At 70.8% G+C, this 23,798-nt stretch carries 21 protein-coding genes; 7 read left to right on the top strand and 14 right to left on the bottom strand.

Annotated elements, in window-relative coordinates:
* The coding region (locus ACYSUO_RS37525) for an acyl-CoA carboxylase subunit beta (RefSeq protein WP_461780682.1) at positions 1-1,374 on the bottom strand (1,374 nt) is incomplete at its 3' end.
* A 390-nt stretch (positions 1,375-1,764) separates the two neighbouring features.
* Between ACYSUO_RS37525 and ACYSUO_RS37530 the strand changes: the two genes are divergently transcribed.
* From ACYSUO_RS37530 to qcrB, 3 genes are all read left to right on the top strand, one after another.
* Positions 1,765-2,382, top strand: coding sequence for a YceI family protein (locus tag ACYSUO_RS37530; protein ID WP_461780683.1), 618 nt, complete (start codon positions 1,765-1,767; stop codon positions 2,380-2,382).
* A 175-nt stretch (positions 2,383-2,557) separates the two neighbouring features.
* The gene (locus ACYSUO_RS37535; protein ID WP_461780684.1) at positions 2,558-3,952 is read left to right on the top strand and encodes an oxidoreductase; all 1,395 of its coding nucleotides are present in this window, start codon (positions 2,558-2,560) and stop codon (positions 3,950-3,952) included.
* Positions 3,953-4,024: 72 nt separating this feature from the next.
* Positions 4,025-5,698, top strand: a complete 1,674-nt coding sequence (gene qcrB, locus ACYSUO_RS37540) for a cytochrome bc1 complex cytochrome b subunit (protein WP_461780685.1) — start codon at positions 4,025-4,027, stop codon at positions 5,696-5,698.
* Here the strand turns inward: qcrB and ACYSUO_RS37545 are convergent.
* From ACYSUO_RS37545 to ACYSUO_RS37560, 4 genes are all read right to left on the bottom strand, one after another.
* Positions 5,695-7,029 (bottom strand): hypothetical protein, encoded by a 1,335-nt coding sequence (locus ACYSUO_RS37545; protein ID WP_461780686.1) that lies wholly within the window; start codon positions 7,027-7,029, stop codon positions 5,695-5,697. The genes qcrB and ACYSUO_RS37545 overlap by 4 nt on opposite strands.
* A 39-nt stretch (positions 7,030-7,068) precedes the next feature.
* Positions 7,069-8,697, bottom strand: coding sequence for a citramalate synthase (gene cimA / locus ACYSUO_RS37550; protein ID WP_461780687.1), 1,629 nt, complete (start codon positions 8,695-8,697; stop codon positions 7,069-7,071).
* Between the two features lie 292 nt (positions 8,698-8,989).
* A complete protein-coding gene (locus ACYSUO_RS37555) occupies positions 8,990-10,411 on the bottom strand; it encodes a DHA2 family efflux MFS transporter permease subunit (protein ID WP_461780688.1) in 1,422 nt (473 codons plus the stop codon).
* Between the two features lie 13 nt (positions 10,412-10,424).
* Positions 10,425-11,024, bottom strand: coding sequence for an NADPH-dependent FMN reductase (locus ACYSUO_RS37560; RefSeq protein WP_461780689.1), 600 nt, complete (start codon positions 11,022-11,024; stop codon positions 10,425-10,427).
* A 140-nt stretch (positions 11,025-11,164) separates the two neighbouring features.
* On the opposite strand from ACYSUO_RS37560, the gene ACYSUO_RS37565 reads away from it, so the two are divergent.
* The gene (locus ACYSUO_RS37565) at positions 11,165-11,911 is read left to right on the top strand and encodes a TetR/AcrR family transcriptional regulator (protein WP_461780690.1); all 747 of its coding nucleotides are present in this window, start codon (positions 11,165-11,167) and stop codon (positions 11,909-11,911) included.
* A 79-nt stretch (positions 11,912-11,990) separates the two neighbouring features.
* On the opposite strand, the gene ACYSUO_RS37570 is transcribed toward ACYSUO_RS37565, so the two are convergent.
* The 5 genes from ACYSUO_RS37570 to ACYSUO_RS37590 all read right to left on the bottom strand — a co-directional run bounded on the left by ACYSUO_RS37570 (position 11,991) and on the right by ACYSUO_RS37590 (position 16,871).
* On the bottom strand, positions 11,991-13,313 hold the full coding sequence (locus ACYSUO_RS37570; RefSeq protein ID WP_461780691.1) for an MFS transporter: 1,323 nt from the start codon (positions 13,311-13,313) through the stop codon (positions 11,991-11,993).
* Between the two features lie 80 nt (positions 13,314-13,393).
* Positions 13,394-14,359, bottom strand: a complete 966-nt coding sequence (locus ACYSUO_RS37575; protein ID WP_461780692.1) for a DUF2891 domain-containing protein — start codon at positions 14,357-14,359, stop codon at positions 13,394-13,396.
* Between the two features lie 116 nt (positions 14,360-14,475).
* Positions 14,476-15,120: a pyroglutamyl-peptidase I gene (gene pcp, locus ACYSUO_RS37580; RefSeq protein WP_461780727.1), complete on the bottom strand. Its 645-nt coding sequence runs from the start codon at positions 15,118-15,120 to the stop codon at positions 14,476-14,478.
* A 24-nt stretch (positions 15,121-15,144) separates the two neighbouring features.
* A complete protein-coding gene (locus ACYSUO_RS37585) occupies positions 15,145-16,104 on the bottom strand; it encodes a DUF979 domain-containing protein (RefSeq protein ID WP_461780693.1) in 960 nt (319 codons plus the stop codon).
* Positions 16,101-16,871 (bottom strand): DUF969 domain-containing protein, encoded by a 771-nt coding sequence (locus tag ACYSUO_RS37590; RefSeq protein ID WP_461780694.1) that lies wholly within the window; start codon positions 16,869-16,871, stop codon positions 16,101-16,103. Before ACYSUO_RS37590 ends, ACYSUO_RS37585 begins: the two co-directional genes overlap by 4 nt.
* Positions 16,872-17,033: 162 nt before the next feature.
* Here ACYSUO_RS37590 and ACYSUO_RS37595 point away from each other — a divergent pair, with 162 nt between their 5' ends.
* Genes ACYSUO_RS37595 through ACYSUO_RS37605 form a run of 3 tightly spaced genes read left to right on the top strand, consistent with a single transcriptional unit; the run spans position 17,034 to position 19,413 of the window.
* Entirely contained in the window at positions 17,034-17,798 is a 765-nt protein-coding gene (locus ACYSUO_RS37595) for a LamB/YcsF family protein (RefSeq protein WP_461780695.1), read from the top strand.
* Entirely contained in the window at positions 17,795-18,559 is a 765-nt protein-coding gene (locus ACYSUO_RS37600; RefSeq protein ID WP_461780696.1) for a 5-oxoprolinase subunit B family protein, read from the top strand. Before ACYSUO_RS37595 ends, ACYSUO_RS37600 begins: the two co-directional genes overlap by 4 nt.
* Entirely contained in the window at positions 18,556-19,413 is an 858-nt protein-coding gene (locus ACYSUO_RS37605) for a 5-oxoprolinase subunit C family protein (RefSeq protein ID WP_461780697.1), read from the top strand. Before ACYSUO_RS37600 ends, ACYSUO_RS37605 begins: the two co-directional genes overlap by 4 nt.
* Here ACYSUO_RS37605 and ACYSUO_RS37610 read toward each other — a convergent pair.
* From ACYSUO_RS37610 to ureA, 4 genes are all read right to left on the bottom strand, one after another.
* Entirely contained in the window at positions 19,410-19,949 is a 540-nt protein-coding gene (locus ACYSUO_RS37610; protein WP_461780728.1) for a TetR/AcrR family transcriptional regulator, read from the bottom strand. The two genes, ACYSUO_RS37605 and ACYSUO_RS37610, sit on opposite strands and share 4 nt — an antisense overlap.
* Before the next feature lie 66 nt (positions 19,950-20,015).
* Complete coding sequence (locus ACYSUO_RS37615; protein ID WP_461780698.1) at positions 20,016-21,047, bottom strand: agmatine deiminase family protein; 1,032 nt, start codon at positions 21,045-21,047, stop codon at positions 20,016-20,018.
* 12 nt (positions 21,048-21,059) lie between these two features.
* Entirely contained in the window at positions 21,060-22,772 is a 1,713-nt protein-coding gene (locus tag ACYSUO_RS37620) for an urease subunit alpha (protein ID WP_403722741.1), read from the bottom strand.
* Positions 22,769-23,464 carry an urease subunit gamma gene (ureA, locus tag ACYSUO_RS37625; RefSeq protein WP_461780699.1) on the bottom strand — a complete coding sequence of 232 codons (696 nt, stop codon included), beginning with the start codon at positions 23,462-23,464 and terminating at the stop codon, positions 22,769-22,771. The genes ACYSUO_RS37620 and ureA overlap by 4 nt, the downstream gene beginning before the upstream one ends.
* Positions 23,465-23,798 lie beyond the last annotated feature (334 nt).

Genomic DNA, 23,798 nt, shown 5'->3' on the forward strand with positions numbered 1-23,798 from the left:
GCGGAAGATCACGTTGGCCGCACCCTCCGCGCCCATGACCGCGATCTCGTTGGTCGGCCAGGCATAGGTGAGGTCGGCGCCGATGGACTGCGAGTCCATGACGATGTAGGCGCCGCCGTACGCCTTGCGCAGGATCAGGGAGATCCGGGGCACCGTGGCGTTGCAGTACGCGTAGAGGAGCTTGGCGCCGTGGCGGATGATGCCGCCGTGCTCCTGGTCGACGCCGGGCAGGAAGCCGGGGACGTCGAGCAGCGTCACGATGGGGATATTGAAAGCGTCGCACATCTGGACGAAGCGGGCAGCTTTTTCGCTGGCCTCGATGTCCAGGACGCCCGCGAGCGCCTGCGGCTGGTTGGCGACGATGCCGACGACCTGGCCGTCGAGCCGGGCCAGGGCGCAGATGATGTTGCGCGCCCAGCGCTCGTGGATCTCCAGGTAGTCGCCGTCGTCGACGAGCTCCTCGATCACCTTGGTCATGTCGTACGGGCGGTTGCCGTCGGCCGGGACCAGGTCGAGCAGGACGTCGCCGCGACGGTCCGCCGGGTCGTCGGACTCGACGGTCGGCGGGTTCTCCCGGTTGTTCTGCGGGAGCATCGAGAGCAGGTAGCGGACCTCGGCGAGGCAGGTCTCCTCGTCGTCGTACGCGAAGTGCGAGACGCCGCTCGTCTCCGCGTGCACGTCCGCGCCGCCCAGGCCGTTCTGGGTGATCTCCTCGCCCGTCACCGCCTTGACCACGTCCGGGCCCGTGATGAACATCTGCGAGGTGTCGCGGACCATGAACACGAAGTCCGTCAGGGCGGGCGAGTACGCCGCGCCGCCCGCGCACGGGCCGAGCATCACGCTGATCTGCGGGATGACACCGGACGCCCTCGTGTTGCGCTGGAAAATGCCGCCGTAACCCGCGAGGGCGCTGACGCCCTCCTGGATGCGGGCGCCCGCGCCGTCGTTCAGCGAGACCAGCGGCGCACCGGCCGCGATGGCCACGTCCATGATCTTGTGGATCTTCGTGGCGTGGGCCTCGCCCAGCGCCCCGCCGAAGATCCGGAAGTCGTGCGCGTAGACGAAGACCGTGCGGCCCTCGACCGTGCCCCAACCGGTGATGACACCGTCCGTGTGCGGCTTCTTGGCCTCCAGGCCGAAGCCGGTCGCCCGGTGCCGGCGCAACTGCTCGACCTCGTTGAACGAACCCTCGTCCAGGAGCAGCTCGATACGCTCACGCGCCGTCAGCTTCCCCTTCGCGTGCTGGGCCGCGGTCGCCTTCTCGCTGGGTCCGGCCAGTGCCTGCGCACGGATCGCGTGCAGCTCGGCCACGCGTCCACGGGCGTCGGTGGGCTCGTCCCCAGGGTTCGAGGCGCTGTCGTCCAAAACGGTCATGTAGTGACCTTACGAAGTGCACCCACGAAAACCGTCCGTCGACTCCGAACAGTCTCCGGCCCGTTTTCCTGGTAGCCCTGAACAGAACCTTGCCTCGAGGAGGCCGAAGTGACTGCTCAGCGCGGGTCCGCCTTGTAGACGTCACACAAAGCGGCGCCCTGAGACTCGCCTCACACCGCCGCCGTCACCACTGTGAGCGCGCACCGCGTGCACGCCCGAAAGGGCGACCCGGGCCGTGTCGGGCTGTAATCGAGGAAGCACACATCGTTTGATGTTGAACATTGAACTTCATCGCGCTACAGTCGGAACCAGTTGATAGTTCAACGTTCAACATCAACCGCATCACTCCACGTGGCACCACCCGTGCCGCCCGTCCCCAAGGAGCACGTCATGGGCATCTTCGGCCGCAAGAACGAGTCCGCCACCACCCCCGCCACCGCCGCTGCCGCCGCGCCGGCCAACCCCGACCTCGCCGCCGTCACCGGCGACTACACCGTCGACCCCGCTCACACCACGCTCGGCTTCGTCGCCCGGCACGCCATGGTGACCAACGTGAAGGGCAGCTTCAGCGACTTCACCGGCTCGCTGCACCTGGACGGCTCGGACCCCGCGAAGTCCACGGCCTCCTTCGACGTGCAGATGGCGAGCATCTCGACCGGTAGCGAGGACCGTGACGGCCACCTGAAGAGCGCCGACTTCTTCAAGATCGACGAGTTCCCGACGATGACCTTCCGGTCGACCTCCGCCGAGTCCCTGGGCGGCGACGACTACCGCATCACGGGTGACCTGACGATCCTCGGCACCACCAAGCCGCTCACCATCGACCTGGAGTTCAACGGCGTCGCGAAGGACCCGTTCGGCAACGAGCGCGTCGGCTTCGAGGGCAAGTCCGAGATCCTCCGTTCGGACTGGGGCCTGAGCTGGAACGCCGCGCTCGAGACCGGTGGCGTGCTCATCTCCGACAAGATCAAGCTCAACTTCGACATCTCGGCGATCAAGGAGGCCTGAACCGGCCCACTGCGTCAGCGAGTTCAGGCGGTCACGAATGGCGTGACCGCCAACTCGTGTTTCCCCCCGGGGTGGACATTCAACGGCATCCATCCGCCGAAGTAGGGCATGCTGCGGTCACACGCGCGGCCCCCGGCGGGAGCGCGCGCCTGCTGGACGACCCCCGAGGAGCCCGATGCCGCCACCCGTGCCGTCGACACCCGCCCCCGAGCGGAGCGTCGACGCCGCTGTGGTGCGGCGGGACATCCTCGACGCGGACGCGGGGCCGGACCCGTACGTATTGCGCGACACCCGCGTTCGCGGGGCGCTGGCGCTGGACGGGGCCGAGATCAAGCGGCTCGTACGGTTCGAGGGGTGCCGCTTCGACGAACCGATGACGTTGGAGGCCGCGAGCACGCTCGCGCTCAGTGTCACCGACTGCGAGCTGCCCGGATTTCTGGCGCCGACGGCTCAGATCGGCGGGCGGCTCGACCTGCGTGGGTCGACGATCGGCGGGGGCAGCCCGCACGGCGCCGTGTACCTCGTGCACGCGCGCATCGCGGGCGGGATGCGGCTCGACCGGGCGCACCTGGTGGCACCGGAGGGCATGGCACTGAACGCGGGCGGCCTGGTCATGCAGGGCGGCGTGTTCTGCGAGGAGGGGTTCGTCGCGCACGGCCAAGTGCTGCTGCCGGGCGCCGAGTTGCCCGGCGGACTGTGGATGAGCGGGGCGCGGATCGTGGTCCCGGAGCCGGACCAGGTCGCGTTCAACGGGGACGGTCTTCGGGCGCAGACCGTGCGTCTGCACGAGGGGTTCTGGACAAACGGCCGGGTGCGGTTGCGCGGGGTGCGGGTCGACGACCTGTTGTCGTTCGGCCGCGCCGAACTCGTGGGCGCGGGCTCGTCGTTGATGTGCGTGGGCGCACAGGTGGAGGCGCTCGACCTGCGATTCACGAGGCCACCGGCGGGCGGCGTGAACCTGCGCAACGCGCACGCGGGCCGTATTCAGGACCACCCGACCACCTGGCAGGGCCAGTTGGGCCTGGACGGACTGACGTACGACTGGCTGTCGTCGACGGCCGCCGCGCAGCGTGAGGACAGTACGAACCGGCTGGCGTGGCTGCGCCTCCAACCCGGGTACGCGCCTCAGCCGTACGAGCAACTCGCCGCGCACTACCGGAGGTTGGGCCACGAGGGCGAGGCCCGCCGGGTCCTCCTCGTACGGGAGCGGCGGCGGCGCGCGACGCTCGGCCCGGCCGGGCGGGCCTGGGGGTGGCTGCTGGAGGCCACCGTCGGATACGGCTACCGGCCGTGGATCGCCGGGATCTGGCTCGCCGCGCTCACCCTGCTCGGCGCCGCCGTCTTCGACGCGCACACCCCCGTACCGAACAAGAAGGGCGAGGGCCCGCCGTTCAACGCGGCCGCGTACGCCCTGGATCTGATGGTGCCGATCGGCGGGCTCGGTCAGCGCGGCGGCTGGCACTGGGACGAGGCGGGCGTGCAGGGCCTCGCGTACGGGCTCATCGCGGTCGGCTGGATCCTGACGACGACGGTGGTGGCGGGGGTGACGCGGACGCTGAGCCGGGGGTGAGGACGCCCGCATGTCACAGACACGGCGCCCGCTCCGTCTCCTCTCTGAGGAGCCACGGGAGGAGCCCGACCGATGTCCCACCGCACGGAGCGCCGCGAACCCACCCCCGCCGCAGGAGAACGCCTGGCCGACTGGGCCGACGGGAGGCTCGGGATCCACGGCCTCGGCCGGAAGTATCTGCGCAAGGTGTTTCCCGACCACTGGTCGTTCATGCTGGGCGAGATCTGCCTCTACACCTTCCTCATCCTGATCCTCACCGGCGTCTATCTGACGCTCTTCTTCCATCCGTCGATGAACGAGGTGACGTACGACGGCAGTTACGTGCCGCTGAAGGGCATCCGGATGTCGGAGGCGTACTCCTCGACGCTCGACCTCAGCTTCGACGTGCGCGGCGGCCTGCTCATCCGGCAGATCCACCACTGGTCGGCGCTGATCTTCGTGGCGGCGATGTTCGTGCACATGATGCGGCACTTCTTCACCGGCTCGTTCCGCAAGCCGCGCGAGCTGAACTGGCTGTTCGGCTGGCTGCTGCTGTTCCTCGCCCTCTTCGAGGGGCTGCTGGGGTACTCGCTCCCCGACGACATGCTCTCCGGCGCGGGCATGCGGCTGATCGAGGGCATGACGCTCGCCATCCCGATCGTCGGCACATATCTGTCGTTCTTCTTGTTCGGAGGCGAGTTCCCGGGCGACGACATCGTGGCCCGCTTCTACTCGATCCACGTGCTTCTGCTGCCCGGCATCATGGCGGTGCTCGTCGTCACCCACCTGATCCTGGTCTTCTACCACAAGCACACCCAGTATCCGGGCCCGGGAAAGACCGAACGCACCGTCGTGGGCGAGCCGTTCTTCCCGAACTACGTCGCCAAGGCGGGCGGCTTCTTCTTCCTCGTGTTCGGCGTGGTCACGCTCGTCTCGGCGGTCGCTTCCATCAACCCGGTCTGGGTGTACGGGCCTTACCGACCGGACCATGTCTCCACCGGCGCCCAGCCGGACTGGTATCTCGGGTTCGCGGAGGGGCTCGTGCGTGTGATGCCGGGCTGGGAGATCGTGCTGGGCGGTCACACCCTGGCGCTCGGCGTCCTCATCCCGTTCCTGGCGTTCCCGCTGTGGCTGGTGCTGATCGGGGTGTACCCGTTCGTGGAGGCGTGGATCACCGGCGACAAGCGGGAGCACCATCTTCTCGACCGGCCACGAAACCGCCCTGTCCGTACGGCACTTGGCGCGGCCTGGCTGACCGGCTTCCTCGTCGCGATGGCGGCCGGCGGCAACGACCTCTGGGCCACGCACTTCCACCTCTCGGTGAACGTCATCACGTGGTTCGCGCGGGTGGCGCTGTTCGCCGGGCCCGTCCTCGCGTTCGTCGTGACGAAGCGGGTGTGCCTCGGGCTCCAGCACCGGGACCGGGAGAAGGTGCTGCACGGGCGCGAGACGGGCCGCGTCAAGCGTCTCCCGCACGGCGAGTACGTGGAGGTCCACGAGCCCCTGGAACAGGGCGAGGCGTACCGCCTCACGCAGCACGAGCAGCCTGCCGCGCTTGAGGCGCTGCCGTACGAGGACGAGCACGGCGTACGTCGGCGGGTCCGGGCCACGCGGCGGCTGCGGGTCGCGTTGTCGCGGTGGATGTTCGGGGAGGGGACGCAGGTACCGAAGGCCGGCCCACCGCTCCAGGCGGGCTCGGCACATCAAGCCCCTGCGGCAATCGAGCAGCAGGGCCCGGGGCGGAGCCCCGAGACGTCGGACCGCTAGAACCCGCCCCCGAAGTCCCCTCCTCCGCCACCACCGAAGTCGCCGCCACCCCCGCCGTCGCCGAAGCCCCCGCCGAAGTCGCCCGGGTCGAAGTCGGAGCCGGAGACGTCGCCCCCGTCGAAGCCGCCACCGAAGTCACCGCCGCCGTAGTCGGCGGCGTAGGCGGGGCTCGCCAGCATGGAGCCGAGCACCGTGCCGACCAGCAGCCCCGGCAGCATGCCGCCGCCGAAGTAGCCGCCGGCCCACGGGCCGTACGCCGGACCCGCGTCGTAGTACGGGCGGCGCTCCCCCGCCCCCGCGTCGACCGTGCGCACGTCCGGGTCCTCGCCGTCCCGCAGCCGCGTCGCGTCCGCCGCGCAGACCGGGACCTCGCGGGACGAACCGCCGGGCGGAGTCCACCGGGCGTCCTCGGTCGAGGGGCCGTGGCGCGGGTCGAAGAAGCAGGGCGCCCTGCGCTCGGGCAGCGGGCGGCCCTCGCGGCGCGCGGCGAGCTGCGCGAGGGAGAACCGGCCGTCCTCAAGGGCCTGCGTCACACCGCGCACGTCGTCGGGGCGCTGGGCGTCGGCCATGTACTGCTTGGCCTTCTCGTACGCGTCGAGCGCCCGCTCGAAGTCCGCGCGCATCGCGTCGTCGGCGCCGGCCTCCGCCGGGTGGAAGTCGAGCCGGTCGAGCTCCTCGCCGAACGCCGTGATGTCCTCGTCCACCACGACCCGCAGCTTGTCGAGGGCCTCGCGCTGCTCCTCCTCGCGCCTGCGCCGGTTCCGCCTGCTCAGGGCGTACACACCGGCTCCGCCGAGCACCACGACCGCGCCGACGCCGATCAGGGGGCCGACGGAGACGCCGTCGTCGCCGCCCGCGTCCCAGGCGGACGGGGCCGAGCCCTTGGCCGTACGGACCGACGTACTCACGAAGTCGTCGAGCTGGCTCTTGGTCGACTGGCCCTGAACGCTGTCCACCGCGTTCTTGACGGACTGCTGCGACATGACACGGGAGTCCGCGCGCGCGTCGAACCGATCACCGAGGCGGACCCCGTACACGCCCACGACCCCGGTCTTCGCCCGCAGGTCACTGAACAGCTTCTGCGTCGGGAAGTCGGCGGGCAGCACCGCCACCATCACCGGCTTGTCCGCGTCCTTGATCTTGTTCTCGAGCGCGTCGACGTCGTCCGACGTCAGCCCGGCGGACGCGCCGGGCGCGACGTAGACGGGGCTCTTCTCCAGGGCCTCGGCCACCGTGGACACGTCCGTGGCGGCCGAGGCGGATGGCGCCACCGCGAGGGTGGCGCCCAGAGCGAGGAGCGGGGCGGCGAGGGCGGCGATAAGGGGCCTCATGTATCGACGCTAACTCGCTTTGCCCGCAAACGCGGATGCTTACTCGACCGGTTCCACGCCCGCGCGCAGCAAACCGTACGTGTACGCGTCCTCCAGCGCGCCCCACGACGCCGCGATCACGTTCTCCGCGACGCCGACCGTGGACCACTCGCCGGTGCCGTCGGAGGTCGAGATCAGGACGCGGGTCGTGGAGGACGTGCCGTGCTTGCCCTCCAGGATGCGGACCTTGTAGTCGACCAGCTCCAGCTTCGCGAGCTGCGGGTAGATCCGCTCCAGGCCGACGCGGAGCGCGCGGTCGAGGGCGTTGACCGGGCCGTTGCCCTCCGCCGTGGCGACGATGCGCTCGCCCTTGGCCCACAGCTTCACCGTGGCCTCGTTGGCGTGGGAGCCGTCGGGGCGGTCCTCGACGATCGCGCGCCAGGACTCGACCTGGAAGTACTTGCGCTCCTTGCCCTCGACCTCGGCGCGCATGAGGAGTTCGAACGACGCGTCCGCGGCCTCGTACGTGTAGCCCTGGAGCTCGCGCTCCTTGACCCGCTCGACGACCCGGCCGACCAGCTCGCGGTCGCCGCCGAGGTCGACGCCGAGCTCCTTGCCCTTGAGCTCGATGGAGGCGCGGCCCGCCATGTCGGAGACCAGCATCCGGATGTGGTTGCCGACGAGGTCCGGGTCGATGTGCTGGTACAGGTCCGGGTCGACCTTGATCGCGGAGGCGTGCAGGCCCGCCTTGTGGGCGAACGCCGAGACACCTACGTACGGCTGGTGCGTGGACGGGGTGAGGTTCACGACCTCGGCGATGGCGTGCGAGATACGGGTCATCTCGCGCAGCGAGCCCTCGGGGAGGACCTTCTTGCCGTACTTGAGCTCCAGGGCCGCGACGACCGGGAAGAGGTTGGAGTTGCCGACGCGCTCGCCGTAGCCGTTCGCCGTGCACTGGACGTGGGTCGCGCCCGCGTCCACCGCGGCGAGGGTGTTGGCGACGGCGCAGCCCGTGTCGTCCTGGGCGTGGATGCCGAGCCGGGCGCCGGTGTCGGCGAGGACGGTGGAGACGACCGCCTGGACCTGGGCGGGCAGGAAGCCGCCGTTGGTGTCGCACAGGACGACGACGGAGGCGCCGGCCTCGTGCGCGGCCCGGACGACGGACTTCGCGTACTCGGCGTTGGCGCGGTAGCCGTCGAAGAAGTGCTCGCAGTCGACGAAGACCCTGCGACCCTGCGCGACCAGGTACGAGACCGTGTCGCGGACCATCTCCAGGTTCTCTTCGAGGGTCGTGCGCAGGGCCAGTTCGACGTGCCGGTCGTGCGACTTGGCGACCAGGCAGACAACCGGGGCGCCGGACTCCAGGAGGGCCCGCACCTGCGGGTCCTCGCTCGCCTTGGCGTTCGCCCTGCGGGTGGCGCCGAAGGCGACGAGCTGCGCGTGCTTGAAGTCGATCTCTTCCTGCGCGCGGGCGAAGAACTCGGTGTCGCGGGGGTTGGCGCCGGGCCAGCCGCCCTCGATGAAGCCCACGCCGAAGTCGTCCAGGTGCCGTGCAATGGTCAGCTTGTCCGCGACGGTGAGGTTGATGCCCTCGCGCTGCGCGCCGTCGCGCAGCGTGGTGTCGAAGACGTGGAAAGCGTCGGAGGAATCGTCGAGTTCGCTGAGACGTTCGCTGGGGCTGCTGCTCATGCTGATCTGGCTCCTGATTGGGATCTCGGTCTACCGGAATGACCGGCTCCACCGTCCATCTATGATCCCTCGCGCTCTCCGCCTGGCTGTGGGTGGGCCAGAAACAGAAAAACCTCTCGCGGGTGCGAGAGGTCTGCGCGCGGGTCGAGGACGACGGTGTCCACCTGTACCGGGTCGTACGAGGTGGTCACTGCGGACCGGCGCGCCTGCTGCCAATAATCATGGCGAACGAGAGCACGTCCGCAGTGTGCCACAGCCCCGCCGAGATCTGGTCGGGGGTCTCACGATGCGGTCAGGCCCGCCGGAGCGGTACCTCCCGTACGAAGCGCGCCGCCGCGAACGCCACCGCGCACAGCACCGCCGTCCCGATCGCCACCGCGTGCAGTCCGGCGACGATTCCCGCCGGGCCGGACTCGGCCTGCGCCCGCTGCGCGAACACCGACCCGAGCACGGCGACACCGAGCGATCCCCCGATGGTGCGCAGCAGCGTCTGTGTCCCGCTCGCCGCGCCGATGTCACGGGGTTCGGCGCTGTTCATGGTGATCAGCAGCGCGGGTTGCAGCAGGCAGCCGAGGCCGACGCCCAGGGCGAGCGTCAGCGCGGACGCCGCCCAGGTCGCCGTGGCCGCGCCCAGCAGGAGCAGGGCCAGCGCGCCCACCGTGGCGAGGGCGCCGCCCGCGATCGGGTAGTGCCGGTAGCGGCCGCCGTCGCTCACCCGGCGTCCGATGGCCAGTTGGGCGCCCATCATGCCGAGCATCAGGGGAAGCAGCAGCAGTCCGCTGCCCGTCGCCGACATGCCCCGTACGTGCTGCATGTACTGCGGCAGATAGGTGGCGGCCGCGAGCATCGCCGCCCCCGCGGTGAGGCTCAGCACCTGCGCGACGCCGAAGTTGCGGTCGCGGAAAAGCCGGGGCGGGATCACCGGCTCGGCCGCTCGCCGCTCCACCGCGACGAATCCCGCGACGGCCGCAACCGAGACCAGTGCGAGCGCCGCGATCTGCGGCGACGTCCAGGCGTACGTCGCCCCGGCCCAGGTCGACAGCAGCGTCAGGGCGAGGATCGCGGCGGTGAGCAGCGCGGCGCCCGCGAGGTCGACCCGTGCGCGCACCCGCTCCGTGCGCACCCGTACGCCCGCCCCGACGATGGCGAGGGTGACGGCCCCGACGGGCACATTCACGTAGAAGACCCACCGCCAGTTCAGCTGGTCCGTGAGGAAGCCGCCGAGCAGTGGTCCGCCGATCATCGCGGCGGGCAGCAGCACGCCGATGACGGACTGCGCGCGGCCCGCTTCGGCGGGGCCGAGCAGTGTCCCCACGAGCGAGAGCGCGCCCACGAACAGGCCGCCCGCGCCGATGCCCTGCACCGCCCTGAACGCGATCAACTGGCCCATGTCCTGGGCGAGTCCGCACAGGACGGACCCGGCGAGGAAGACGGCGATCGAGGTGAGATAGCTGCCCTTGCGGCCGTAGAGGTCGCCGATCTTGCCCCAGAGCGGGGTGGTGACGGCCGTGGCGAGGAGATAGGCGGTCACGACCCAGGACAGGTGGTCCAGGCCACCGAGGTCGTCGACGATGACGGGCAGGGCCGTGCCGACGATGGTGCCGTCCAGTGTGGCGAGCACGATGCCGAGCAGCAGGCCCGTGAGCACGAGCCGGGAGGGCGCGCCGGCCGTGTCGGCAGCCGGTCCGGACGTAGTGGTCTGGTTCGTGGCCATGACGCCCGCTCCCTCAAGCCGCGTACGGGCGAACGGACTTGGCGTCACGCAGCGCATGCGCCCACCACGTCAGCTGGTCGAGCATCGCCTTCGCGGCGGCGTCCACGGCCGGATCGTCGACGCGTCCCTCCGCGTCGAAGGCGCCCCAGGCGTTGTGGAAGCTGACCGTGTCGCGGATGGTCGTGGCGTGCAACTCGGCCATGACCAGGCGGAGTTGCTCGACCGCACGCAGACCGCCGGACAGGCCGCCGTACGAGACGAAGGCGACCGGCTTGCGGTGCCACTCCTGGTTGTGCCAGTCGATCGCGTTCTTCAGGGACGCGGGGAAGCTGTGGTTGTACTCGGGCGTGACGAAGACGAACGCGTCGGCGGCCGCGAGGCGCGGCGAGACGAGGGCGAGAGCCTCCTTCGTGCCGGGCGGCGGCTCCTGGCCGAAAGCGGGGAGCACGGTCGGCAGGGGCGTCTCGGCAAGGTCGACGACATCGGCGCGCAGATCTTCGCGCTGGCCGAGCTGTCCGGCGAGCCAGCGCGTGACGACCGGAGCGAACCGGCCCTCGCGGGTGGAGCCGATCAGGACGGCGACGCGGAGCGGGCTGGAGCTGGACGTGGACATGAAGGTTCCCCCTGCTTGCGGATGAGTTTGTGTACGGCGTATCCGGCTGCGTACAACGTACACAGCAATGTGTACGGCGTCTACCGGGGATACGCTGTACACGAACGCGGGCAAGGGTGAGGGCGAGAGGAGCCGAGGTCGTGGCAGTGGAGAAGAAGACCGGGGACGGCGAGAGCCGGCTCGTCGAGCCCTCGCTCTGGGAGCGGCTGGAGCAGCCCGCCCCCACGCGGCGCGCCTCACTGACCCTCGACCGGATCGCCGCGACGGCCGTGGAACTGGCCGACGAGGAGGGCGGCGCCGCCGTCACCATGCGCCGCCTCGCCACCAGGCTCGGCGTCGCGCCCATGGCCGCGTACCGGCACGTCTCCGGCAAGGAGGACCTGTGGGCGCTGATGTTCGACCGGGTCTCGGCCGAGCTGACCGTGCCCGACGACGTGAGCGACTGGCGCGAGGTGCTGCGCTCCTTCGCCTTGCAGACAAGGCAGTTGATGCTCCGCCACCCCTGGCTGGGGCAGACGTCGCTGCCGCTCATCCAGCTCACTCCGGCGCGGATGGCCGTGGCGGAGCGGCAGTTGAGGGCGCTGGCCACCAAGGAGCTCGACGCGGACTCGATGGTGGCCGCCCACCGCGCGGTCAGCGCGTTCGTGCACGGCGCGACGCAGACCGAGATCGCGCTGCGCCAGTACCGCGAGCAGCACGGCTGGAAGAGCGGCGACGAGACCCGTCGGGCACTCGCCCCGCAGATGAACTACCTGATGGACAGCGGCCGTTACCCGACCTATCGGGAGTACGCCATGTCGTCGACCCGCAAGGACGACCCCGCCTGGGAGTTCGAGTTCGGCCTCGACTGCGTGCTCGACGGGATCGCGCGGCGGCTCGGGATCTGACGCCCGTCCCCCGCACGAGAAGAAGCCCCGACCCCTCCTGGTCGCAGGAGGAGCCGGGGCTTCTGGGCGGTGCGGCGGGTCAGGCGGTCTGCTTCGCCGGTTCGCCGGCGGCTTCCTGCACCTTGACCTTGTTCAGGTCGATGTCACGGGTCTCGCGCATCGACAGGTAGACGATCAGCGAGACGGCCGCGCATCCGGCGACGTACCAGTAGTAGCCGGACTCGATGCCCGCGTCCTTGAACCAGAGCGCCACGTATTCGGCGGTGCCGCCGAACAGGGCGTTGGCGATGGCGTACGGGAGGGCGACGCCGAGGGCGCGGATGCCCGTCGGGAACAGCTCGGCCTTCACGCACGCGTTGATGGACGTGTAGCCCGTGACGATGACGAGGGCGAGCAGCGAGAGGCCGAGCGCCGGCCAGAACGACCCCGCGTGCTGGAGCAGCGTCATGATCGGGACCGTCAGGAAGGTCGAGCCGACCGCGAAGGTGATCAGGAGCGGGCGGCGGCCGATCCGGTCGGAGAGCGCACCGGCGACCGGCTGCAGGCAGGCGAAGACGACGAGCGCGCAGAACGAGACGAGCGTGGCCGTCTCCTTGCTCAACCCGGCGGAGTTCGACAGGTACTTGGTCAGATACGTCGTGTACGTGTAGTACGCGACGGTGCCGCCCATGGTCAGCGCGATGACCAGGAACGCCTCACGCTTGTGCGCCCACAGCGCCTTGAGGGTGCCCTTGTCGTCGCCGCCCACGGTGGCGTCGGCGTCGGCCGACTCCTCGTAGACGTCGGTCTCCAGCATGTTGCGGCGCAGGTAGAAGATGATCGCCGCGCCGAGGGCGCCGATGATGAACGGGATGCGCCAGCCCCAGCTGTGCAGGGCCTCGTCGGACATCGTGCGCTGGAGCAGGATCTGCAGGCCGAGGCCGACGATCTGGCCCGCCGTCATCGACACGTACTGGAAGCTGGAGGCGAAGCCGCGCTTCTCCGGGGTGGACGCCTCGGTGAGGTATGTGGCGCTGGCCGCGTACTCGCCGCCGACCGAAAGTCCTTGCAGCAGGCGGGCGATCAGCAGGACCACGGCGCCGCCGTAGCCGGCCACGGCGTACGTCGGCGCGACGGCGATGAGGACCGCCGACGCGGACATCAGGGTGACCGTGAGGGTCAGCGCCGCCTTGCGGCCCTTGCGGTCACCGACCCGGCCGAGCAGCCAGCCGCCCACGGGGCGCATGAAGAAGCCGACGGCGAAGATGCCGGCGGTGTTCATCAGCTGGGCGGTCGGATTGCCGCTCGGGAAGAAGGATCCCGCGAAGTACGTCGCGAAGCTCGCGTACACGAACCAGTCGAACCACTCGACCATGTTCCCGGCCGAGCCGACCAGGACCTTCTTCCATTGTTCTCGTCCCATGATCGGCACGATGCGCGAAAGCTGCTGCTCAGGGCAAGGGTGTACCTGACAACGATCGCGCTTACTTGCGTTCATAGTGTTCACGCACGGGTTTCACGGGCCAGTTCGGCGAATGTCGCGAGCCAGTGGTCGGTCGTGAAGTCGCCGCTCTCGACGGCCGGGAGACCGGCGTCGAGGTGTTCCTGGGCCGCCTTCGTGAGGCGGTCGCGTACGACTCCCTGGGGCAGGGCGTTCGCGATCGTGCGCAGGGCGGCGGCGCGGGAGAGCGCGAGGCCGAGCAGGTGGCCGATCTGCGGGTCGCTGTGGTCGGAGACGACGGGTACGTCGAGCAGCGGGCAGGGGGCGTCGGTGGCGAGGGCCGGGAGGAAGCGGTCGAGCCAGGCGGCGAAGTCGTCGGCGTTCTCGAAGACGCGGCGCATCGCGTCGGCCTCCGTCAGGGCCGGCGACAGGAAGTCCTGGCCGGAGGGCTCCCAGTGGGCGGGCGCGTCGTGGTCGTCGGCGAACCAGCTGCGCAGGCGGTCGCGTACGGCGTCGAGCGTGCGGGCGGGCAGCCCGGCGCGCTCCCCCGTGTCGAGGATCAGGCCGAGGGCGAAGGCGCTGTTGGGGTGGTTGCCGTGGCGTACGGGATACGTGGCCTTCGGGAGCCAGTCCGTCAGGAGGCGGTCGACCGCGTCCACGGCGGGGGCGAAGGCGTCGGCCCAGCGGGTGCCGTGGCACTCGGCCGCGAGCGCGACGAGCCAGGCCCAGCCGTAGGGGCGCTCGAAGCTCGGGCGGGCGAGGAGGTATTCGGCTTCCCGGGCGAGGTTCTCGCGGGTGAGGTGGCGGTCGAGTACGTCGGCGTGGGCGTGGGCCTCCGGCCGGGTCCGGAGCAGCAGCCAGTGCATGTGGACCGACGAGTGCCAGTCGTAGGCGCCGTAGAAGGCGGGGTGGAGGTCGCGGGGGCGGGGGCGGTCGTCCGGGGAGGTGGTGAGGTGGGCGGTGAAGTTGGGGTATTCGCGGGTGACGTTGGCTGCGGCCAGTTGGGCGGTTTCGTCGGGGGTGAGCATGGGGTTTTCCTTCGGTGGGCCGGGGTGCGGGCGGGTGCCCGCGGGGGTGCGTGGTCGTCGCCGGGTGCGGTACTGCTTTTGGTTGCGTTTGCGCAGTTCCCCGCGCCCCCAAAAGATCAGTGCGTTGCGCCCTCGGTGATCCGCAGGTCGTCGTGGGTTGTCGCTGCGGTCAGCAGGAGTGCTCGGATGCCCTTGGCCACCGTTTCGATCGGGAGGGACGGGGACGTGCCGTCCGTGACCTGGGCCGGGGACCACGGGACGTGGACGAAGCCGCCCCGGATGTGCGGGAGTTCCGTGGCCAAGAGGTGGGCGAGGCCGTACGCCACGTGGTTGCAGACGAACGTTCCGGCCGTGTTGGAGAGGGCCGCCGGGACGCCCGCCTCCCTCATCGCCGCGACGCACGCCTTCACCGGGAGCGTGGAGAAGTAGGCCGCGGGGCCGCCCGGCACCACCGGTACGTCGATCGGCTGGGCGCCGGCGTTGTCAGGGATGCGGGCGTCGTCGATGTTGATGGCCACCCGCTCGACGGTGACGCCGGGGCGGCCGCCCGCCTGGCCGAGGGAGACGACCAGGTCGGGACGGGTGTCGGTGACCGCGGCCCGCAGCGCCGTCAGCGCATCGCCGAAGACGCACGGTAGTTGGACCGCCGTGACGGTCAGGGCGTCCGGTGGCGCGGCGGCCACCAGCTCCGCCGCCTGCCACGACGGGTTCACGGCTTCCCCGCCGAACGGTTCGAATCCGGTGAGCAGAACGCGAGCCATCGACGACCCGGACATACAGACCTCCTAGAACGCGAAGAGCGCCATGATCACGATGTTGCAGCCGAGGAGCGCGAAGCCCGTCGGGAGTTGGGCCTTGATCGGCCCGTACTGGTCCTTCAGTTCGAGGAGTGTCGCCGGGACGATGTTGAAGTTCGCCGCCATGGGCGTGACGAGCGTGCCGCTGAAGCCCGCGAGCATGCCGATCGCGAGGACCGCCGCCTCGTTGCCGCCCATCTGCTGGATGAGCACCGGCCAGCCGATCGCCGCCGTCATGACGGGGAACGCGGCGAACGCGTTGCCCATGATCACGGTGAACAGGAACATGCCGACGCAGTAGGCGATCACGGCCAGGTACTTGGAGTTGTCCGGCAGCACCGCGTTGGTGATCTTCCCGACCTGGGTGCCGACCCCGGCGACCGCGAAGATCGAGCCGAGGACGGAGAGGAGCTGCGGCAGCAGCAGCGCCGAGCCCATCGCCTCCAGCATCGAGCGGCCGGAGTGGATCGGCGTCGACACCTTGCGCTCGCCGGTGACCAGCATCCCGACGACGAGCGCCACGACGCAGCCGACGCCGAGCCCGAGGAGGGTGGCCTGGCCGGTCTCGAAGAGGCCCGATTCGTCGAGGAAGGAGGCGCAGACGATGGCGACCAGCGGGATGGTGAGCGCCGGGATGAAGAGCTTGTTGCCGAGGCGGGCCGCCGACTTCTCGCGCTGCTCCTGCGTGGTCGTGACCGGTTCGCCCTTGCCTATGAAGTTGAACCCGGCCAGCGCGATCAGCGCGAGGACCGCGACGCCGAGAGGTTCGGCGGGCAGCGCCTTCGAGCCGCCCGCGACCCCGGTGCCGTAGGGGAAGGTCAGTCCGAGCAGGCCCCAGAAGGCGGCCGAGGTCCAGCGCTTGGGGTTGGTGCGGTCCTTCGCCATCTGCACGGCCATGACGACGAAGACGAGCCCGATCAGCCAGTAGAGCCATTCGACCTTGATCACTTCGCGGTCTCCTTCCCGGACTTGCCGGACTTCCCGAACTTTCCGGAGTCGCTCGACGACTGCTTCGGCAGCGGGATCTCGTGTTCGGCGACGGCGAGCGCCATCTCGCGTTCCAGCTGCCTGTCGAGGAGGAGCAGCCGGGCGCCGTGGATGACGAAGGCGCAGACGGCCAGCGGGATGGCCCACAGCGCGAGCTGGGTGGGCTCGAGGTGCTCGTGGTACGTCGAGTTCACGAAGCCGGTGATCAGCAGGATCGAGCCGATCGCGATGAAGCAGTCCTCACCGAAGAAGACGCCGACGGTGTCGGCGGACGCCGAGTAGGAGCGGACCTTCTCGCGCAACTTGTCCGGCAGCGCGGCCCCGGACTTGCGTTCGGCGGCGGCCTCGGCCATCGGGGCGACGAGCGGGCGGACGGCCTGCGCGGGGCCGCCGAGGTTGTTGAGGCCGAAGGCGGCGGTGACCTGGCGGACCAGGAGGTACGCGGTGAGGAAGCGGCCGGCGCTGAGCTTGCCGAGTTTCCCGATCAGGGTGCGGGCCTGTTCGCGCAGGCCGTAGCGCTCCAGGAGGCCGATCACCGGCAGCACGATGGCGAAGACGGTGACGGAGCGGCTGTCGGCGAAGGAGGTGCCGAAGGCGGCGAGGATCTCCAGCGGGTTCATCTTGCCGAGCAGCCCGGTGACGATGCCGGCGACGCCGACCACGAGGACGGGATTGCGGCGCGTGACGAATCCGAGGATCACCACGAGCACGCCGAGCAGAACGATCATGCGGCGGCCTTTTCGATGAGGGACGCACTTATGGATGAGGGATGCACGGACCTTAGGGGATCGTTCAACGATCTAACAAGAGGTTCCGGAATTCGGACTTCAGGGGGGGGTAGAAGATTCTCACCCTTGTCGGATCGTTGAACGATCCCCTAACTTGAGCCTGTGATCCAGGACGTCATCGACCTCAATGCCGACCTCGGCGAAGGCTTCGGACGGTGGACCCTCACCGACGACGAGGCCCTGCTCTCCGTGGTGACCAGTGCCAACGTCGCCTGTGGCTTCCACGCGGGTGATCCCTCCGTGATGCGCCGGGTCTGCGATCTGGCAGCCGAGCGCGGCGTACGGATCGGGGCGCAAGTCTCGTACCGGGACCTCGCCGGCTTCGGGCGGCGCGCGATGGACGTACCGCCGGACGAGCTGGCGGCCGAAGTCGCTTACCAGATCGGGGCGCTCAGGGTGTTCGCCGAGGCGGCCGGGGCCGAGGTCTCGTACGTGAAGCCGCACGGGGCGCTCTACAACCGGACCGTGCGGGACGGGGAGCAGGCCCGTGCGGTCGTCGAGGGGGTGCGGCTCGCCGGTGGCGGGCTGCCGGTGCTCGGGCTTCCGGGGTCTGAATTGCTGTGCGCCGCCGAGGAGTTGGGGCTCGCCCCGGTGCGCGAGGCTTTTGCCGATCGGGCCTACACCCCCGAGGGCACGCTCGTGCCGCGCCGCGAGCCGCATGCCGTCGTCGAGGACGCGGACGCCGTGGTGCGTCGGTCCGTCGCGTTCGCGGTGGACGGCGGGGTCGAGGCGGTCGACGGGTCCCATGTCGCCGTCGCCGCGCGGTCGTTGTGCGTGCACGGTGACACCCCGGGCGCGGCGGCGATCGCGGCGCGGGTGCGGGTGGCGCTGGAGGGCGCCGGGGTCAAGGTCGGGGCGTTCACGTGAGCCTGCGCGTACGGACTGCCGGGCGGCATGCGCTGCTGGTGGAGTTCGCCGACGCCGAGCACGCGGGGGCGTTCCACGCGGAGGTGCTGCGCAGGCGGGGCGCGGGGGTGCTGCCGCCGGTGCGGGAGATCGTGCCGGGGGCGCGGACGGTGCTGCTCGACGGGGTGGCGGAGCGGGATGCGCTCGCGCGCCAACTGGGCGAGTGGGACGTGCCGTTGGGCGCCGTGGCGGACGGGGACGTCGTGACGATTCCTGTCGTGTACGACGGGCCGGATCTGGCGGAGGTCGCGGGGCTGTGGGGGGTGTCCGAGGAGGACGTCGCCGCGCGGCACGCCTCGTACACGTATCGCGTGGCGTTCTGCGGGTTCGCGCCCGGGTTCGGGTATCTGACCGGGCTGCCGGAGGAGTTGCATGTGCCGAGGCGGGCGACTCCGCGAACGCGGGTCCCCGCGGGGGCGGTTGCGGTGGCCGGGGGCTACTCGGCCGTGTATCCGCGGGCCACGCCCGGGGGATGGCAGTTGATCGGGTCGATGCCGGATCCCGGGGGGTTGTGGGATCCATCGCGGGAGCCGGCGGCGCTTTTGGCTCCGGGGACCCGGGTTCGTTTCGCTCCGGTGGGGTTGACCTCGCGGGGCTCTGCCCCGGACCCCGCGCCTCAAACGCCGGCGGGGCTGAAAGATCGGGGCTCCGCCCCGGACCCCGCTGCTCAATCGCCGCAGGGGCTTGATTTGCCCGCAGCACCGGAAGAGTCCACGTCGTGAGCGCCAAGGTCACCGTGACGCGCCCCGGGGCGCTCACCACCATTCAGGATCTTGGGCGGGTCGGGTATGCCCACCTGGGGGTTCCGCGGTCCGGGGCGCTTGACGAGCGCGCTCTGCGGCTCGGCAATCGGCTGGTCGGGAACGCGGAGGGGGCCGCTGTCCTGGAGACCACGCTCACCGGGTGTGCGTTGCAACCCGACCGTGGTGTCACGGTTGTCGTCGGTGGGGCGCCCTGTCCTGTCACCGTCGATGGTGTGCCCGCGGCCTGGGGTGTTCCCGTGTACGTACCCGCAGGGGCGGTCCTCGACGTGGGGGCCGTCAGTGCCGGGGTGCGGTCCTACGTCGCCGTTGCCGGAGGGGTCGCCGTCGAGGCCGTGCTCGGGAGTCGGGCCACCGATCTGTTGTCGGGGCTCGGGCCCGCGCCGCTCCGTGCGGGGGACGTGCTGCCCGTCGGCGAGGCGCCCGCCGCGCGGCCCGTGCTGCCGGTGGCGGCGCCGTGGCCCGCTCCCCCGGCCGAGCTCGTGCTGCCGGTGCGGTTCGGGCCGCGTGCGGACTGGTTCACCGAGAGCGCGCGGCGGACGTTCGTCACCGCCACGTACAGCGTCTCGGGCAACAGCAATCGGATCGGGCTGCGTACCGAAGGCCCCGCCCTGGAGCGGGAGTTGGAGGGTGAGCTGCCGAGCGAGGGCATGGTGCTGGGCGCGGTACAGGTGCCGCCGGACGGGCGGCCCGTGGTGTTCCTCCACGATCATCCGACGACCGGCGGTTACCCGGTGATCGCCGTCGTGGAGGAGTCCGCGCTCGCGGCGGCGGCCCAGGCTGCGCCCGGGACGCCGCTGCGTTTCACCGTCTAGGAGGGCAGTAGGCCTTCGTCCAGGAATTCCCGTACGTGGCCCATGACCTCGTCCCGGTCCCCGCGCAGGCCGATCGCCACCGCGATGGAGAAGCCGTCGAGCAGCGCCCGCAGGCGGGTCGCGAAGCGGTCCGGGTCGAGGGGACGGAACTCTCCGCGTGAGATGCCCTCGGCGAGCAGTGCTACGAGGTCGCGGTGCCAGGCCCCCTCGATGGCGGCCTGGCGGGCGCGCGCGTCGTCGTCGGCGTTCCGCGAGCGGTTGAACACCTCGAGCCACAGCGTCCAGTGCGGGTCGCGCGGCGCGTCCGGGACGTACAGGTCGACGTACGCGTCCAGCCGTTCCCGTGCGCTGCTGCCGCCGACCAGTAGCTCCCGGCGCCGCGCGCCCAGTCGGCCCTCGCTCCACTCCAGCGTGCGCAGCAGCAGTTCGTCCTTGCTGCCGAAGTGGTACGCGAGGTGCCCGCTGCTCATGCCGACCTCGCGGCCGAGCGCGGCCAGCGTCAGCCGCTCCAGGCCGTGCTCGGCGATCATCGCCATGGTCGCGGCGAGCACGTCCTCGCGCGGCGGCGCCGGGGTGCGCCTGCGCTGCGTTCCGGTCACCGGTCAGGCTCCCGCGCGCGGCTGCTGCTGGGTGATGCAGTGGATACCGCCGCCCGCCGCGAAGATCGTGCGGGCGTCGACGAGGGTGACCGTCCGGGACGGGAAGAGCCTGCGGAAGATCGCCGCGGCCTCCTCGTCGTTCGGGTCGTCGAAGCCGCAGAGCACCACGCCGTCGTTGCAGAGGTAGTGGTTGATGTACGAGTAGTCGACCCAGCCGCCGTCCTCCTCGTCCGTGAGTACGGTTGGCGCCGGGACCTCGACGATCTCCAGGGGCCTGCCCTGTGCGTCGGTCTGCCCGGACAGTACGCCGACGATCTCGCGGCTGACCTCGAAGTCCGGGTGCGCCGGGTCCCGCTGCGAGTGGACGAGGACCACGCCGGGCGCGGCGAAGGACGCCACGATGTCGACGTGGCCGCGCGTGCCGAACTCGCCGTAGTCCGCGGTGAGTCCGCGCGGCAGCCAGATCGCCTTGGACGTGCCGATCCGGGCGTGGATCTCGGCCTCGACGTCCTCCTTCGCGCGGCCCCCGTTGCGGTCGGGGTCGAGCTGGACCGTCTCCGTCAGCAGCACCGTGCCCTCGCCGTCGACGTGGATGCCGCCGCCCTCGTTGACGAGCGCGGTGGAGTGCACCGGTGTGCCGGCGAGGTCGGCGACATGCCGGGCGATCTTGGAGTCGTGCTCCCAGCGGGCCCAGTCCTGGGCGCCCCAGCCGTTGAACGTCCAGTCCACGGCGGCCAGTTCACCGGTTTCGCCGTGCTTGACGAAGGTGGGGCCGATGTCGCGCATCCACGCGTCGTCCAGCTCTCGTTCGGCCAGGTCCACGGACGGGTCGAGGAGCGCCTTCGCGGACTCCAGCTGCCCCGGTCCGACGACCATCGTCACCGGTTCGTGGCGGCGCACCGTGTTCGCGACCCCCGCCCACGCGGCCCGCGCCTCGGCCAGTTCACTCTCGTCGGAGAAGGTCGGGTTGGGGCCCGGCCACGCCATCCACGTGCGCTCGTGCGGGGCCCACTCGGGCGGCATCACATACGTCATGGGCTTGATCCCTTACAGGAAGTAGAGGCGGTTGAGGGAGACGGACTCGGCCGGCTCCGAGCGGAGCGGGTCGCCGTCGAGGGTGACCAGGCCCGTGCGCTGGTCCACGTCGACCGCTCCCGTACGGGAGTTGAGGCGCAGATCGGCCGGGCCGATGCCGCGCGTGCCGCGCACGGCGACGCGGCGCCTGCGGGTGGGCATCGTGTCGTGGCCGTCGTCGACGGCGGCCTGTGCGACGAAGGCGACCGACAGCTCGGCGGCAGTCGCTCCGTACGCCCCGAACTGCGGGCCGAGGACGAGGGGTTCGCAGGTGTCGGTGGCGGCGTTGGGGTCGCCCACCACCCCGTACGCGGGGAAGCCGGACTTCAGGACGAGCTGCGGTTTCGCGCCGAAGTACTCCGGGCGCCACAGCACGATGTCGGCCATCTTGCCGGGCTCCAGGGAGCCGATCTCGTGCGAGAGGCCGTGCGCGATGGCGGGGTTGATGGTCAGCTTCGCCATGTAGCGCAGGACGCGCTCGTTGTCGTGGCCGACGCCCGGGTCGCCGAGCTCGCCCTTCATCTTCCCGGCCATCGCGAACGTCCGGCGCACGGTCTCGCCCGCGCGCCCCATGCCCTGCGCGTCCGACGACGTGATGCCGATCGCGCCCAGGTCGTGCAGCACGTCCTCGGCGCCCATCGTCCCGGCGCGGATCCGGTCGCGGGCCATCGCGGCGTCGCCGGGCAGGTCCGTCTTCAGGTCGTGGACGGAGACGATCATCCCGTAGTGCTCGGCGACGGCGTCCCGGCCGAACGGGAGGGTGGGGTTGGTGGAGGACCCGATGACGTTCGGAACTCCCGCCATCTTCAACACATTTGGCACGTGGCCGCCGCCGCAGCCCTCGATGTGGAAGGCGTGGATGGTCCGCCCTTCGAGGACCTTGAGCGTGTCCTCGACCGAGAGACACTCATTCAACCCGTCGCTGTGCAGGGCGACTTGGACGTCGTGCTCCTCGGCGACGCGCAGCGCCGTGTCCAGAGCGCGGGTGTGCGCGCCCATGTCCTCGTGCACCTTGAACCCGCACGCGCCGCCCTCGGCGAGGGCCTCGACCAGCGGGGCGCCGTCGGAGGACGAACCCCGGCCCAGAAAGCCGATGTTGACGGGCCAGGCGTCGAAGGCGGAGAAGGCGTGCTTGAGCGCCCAGGGCGAGTTGACCCCGACGCCCCAGACCGGGCCGAACTCCTGGCCGATGATCGTGGTGACGCCGGAGGCGAGCGAGGCCTCCATGATGCGCGGCGACAGCAGGTGCACATGAGTGTCGACGGCTCCGGCGGTGGCGATCATGCCCTCGCCGGACACGATCGTCGTGCCCGTGCCGACCACGACGTCGACACCGTCCATCGTGTCCGGGTTGCCGGCCCGCCCGACGGCGTGAATGCGGCCCTCGCGGATCCCGATGGAGACCTTCCTGATCCCGAGCGCGGCGTCGATCACCACGACGTTGCTGATCACGATGTCGCAGGTGTCGCGCACGGCGGCGGCCTTCAGGTGCAGGCCGTCGCGCGCGGTCTTGCCGAATCCGGCGAGGAACTCGTCCCCGTAACTCTGCGAGTCGGACTCGACCTTGATGGTCAGCCCCGAGTCCCCGAGCCGGACGCGGTCACCGGCGCGCGGGCCGTGCGTCCCCGCGTACTCGTACGGGGTCAGCCGGCGGGCTTCGGCGGCGTGGCCTCCGGGGCGGCTCATCGGTTGTCCTCCTCAGTGGTTACGCCCAGATATCCGCAGGCGGCGGCGCGGCGCAGCGCCTCCTCGCGGGCGCCGGGAGCGTCCAGCGGGCCGTCGACGAGGCCCGCGAACCCGATGGCGACCCGGGCCCCGCCGATCGGCAGCAGCCCGACGTCCTGGATCTCCCCCGGCCCGAACCGCACCGACGACCCCGCGGGCACCGCGAGCCGCATGCCGTAGGCCTTGTCCCGTACGAAGTCCAGGCGCGGGTTGGCCTCGAAGAAGTGGAAGTGGGAGGTGACGGAGACGGGCACGGTCGCCGTGTTGGTGACGGTGAGCGTCAGCTCGGGCCGCGGGTCCTCGTGCTCGGGGCCCGGCAGCAGGGCGCCGGGCGCCGCGTCCCCTTCAGTGGCACCGATCGGGTCGCTCACGACCGCGAGCCGCGAGCCGTCGTCGAAGACCGCCTCCACGTGCACCTCGGTCACCACGTCGGCGACGCCCGGCAGCACGTCCTCGGGCCCGAGCGCGGAGCGCGCCGCCTCGATCGCCTCGGCGAGCCGCTTCCCGTCGCGGGCCGCCTCGCAGACGGTGTCCGCGATCAGGGCGGTCGCCTCCGGCACGTTCAGCCGCAGGCCGCGGGCCTTGCGGGCCCGGGCGAGCTCGGCGGCGCCGAACAGCAGCAGCCGGTCGCGTTCCGTGGGGGTCAGTCTCACGCCGTCACGCCTCCTCGTCGAACTTAGAACGCCACTCTAAACGTTGTCGTCGCACGTAGACAGCCCTGGGCGCGCCCCGTGAGCCGCCACACATAGAGCGCAGCTCTAAACCAGACGCCCCCACCGCCCCTTCCCGTCCCGTCCCCGGGGGCTCCGCCCCCGGACCCCCGCGCCTCAATCGCCGGCGGGGCTTGATAGATCAAGCCCCGCCGGCGATTGAGGCGGCCCGTCCGGCAGGACTTTCGGGAAGGGGTGGGGTGGGGGCCCAGGAATTTGCGCCCACCACGGCAACCATTCGCCCCGGAGTTCGGTCTCGGACATCGGGAAGGCTCCC

This window comes from Streptomyces sp. UC4497 (assembly GCF_054871485.1).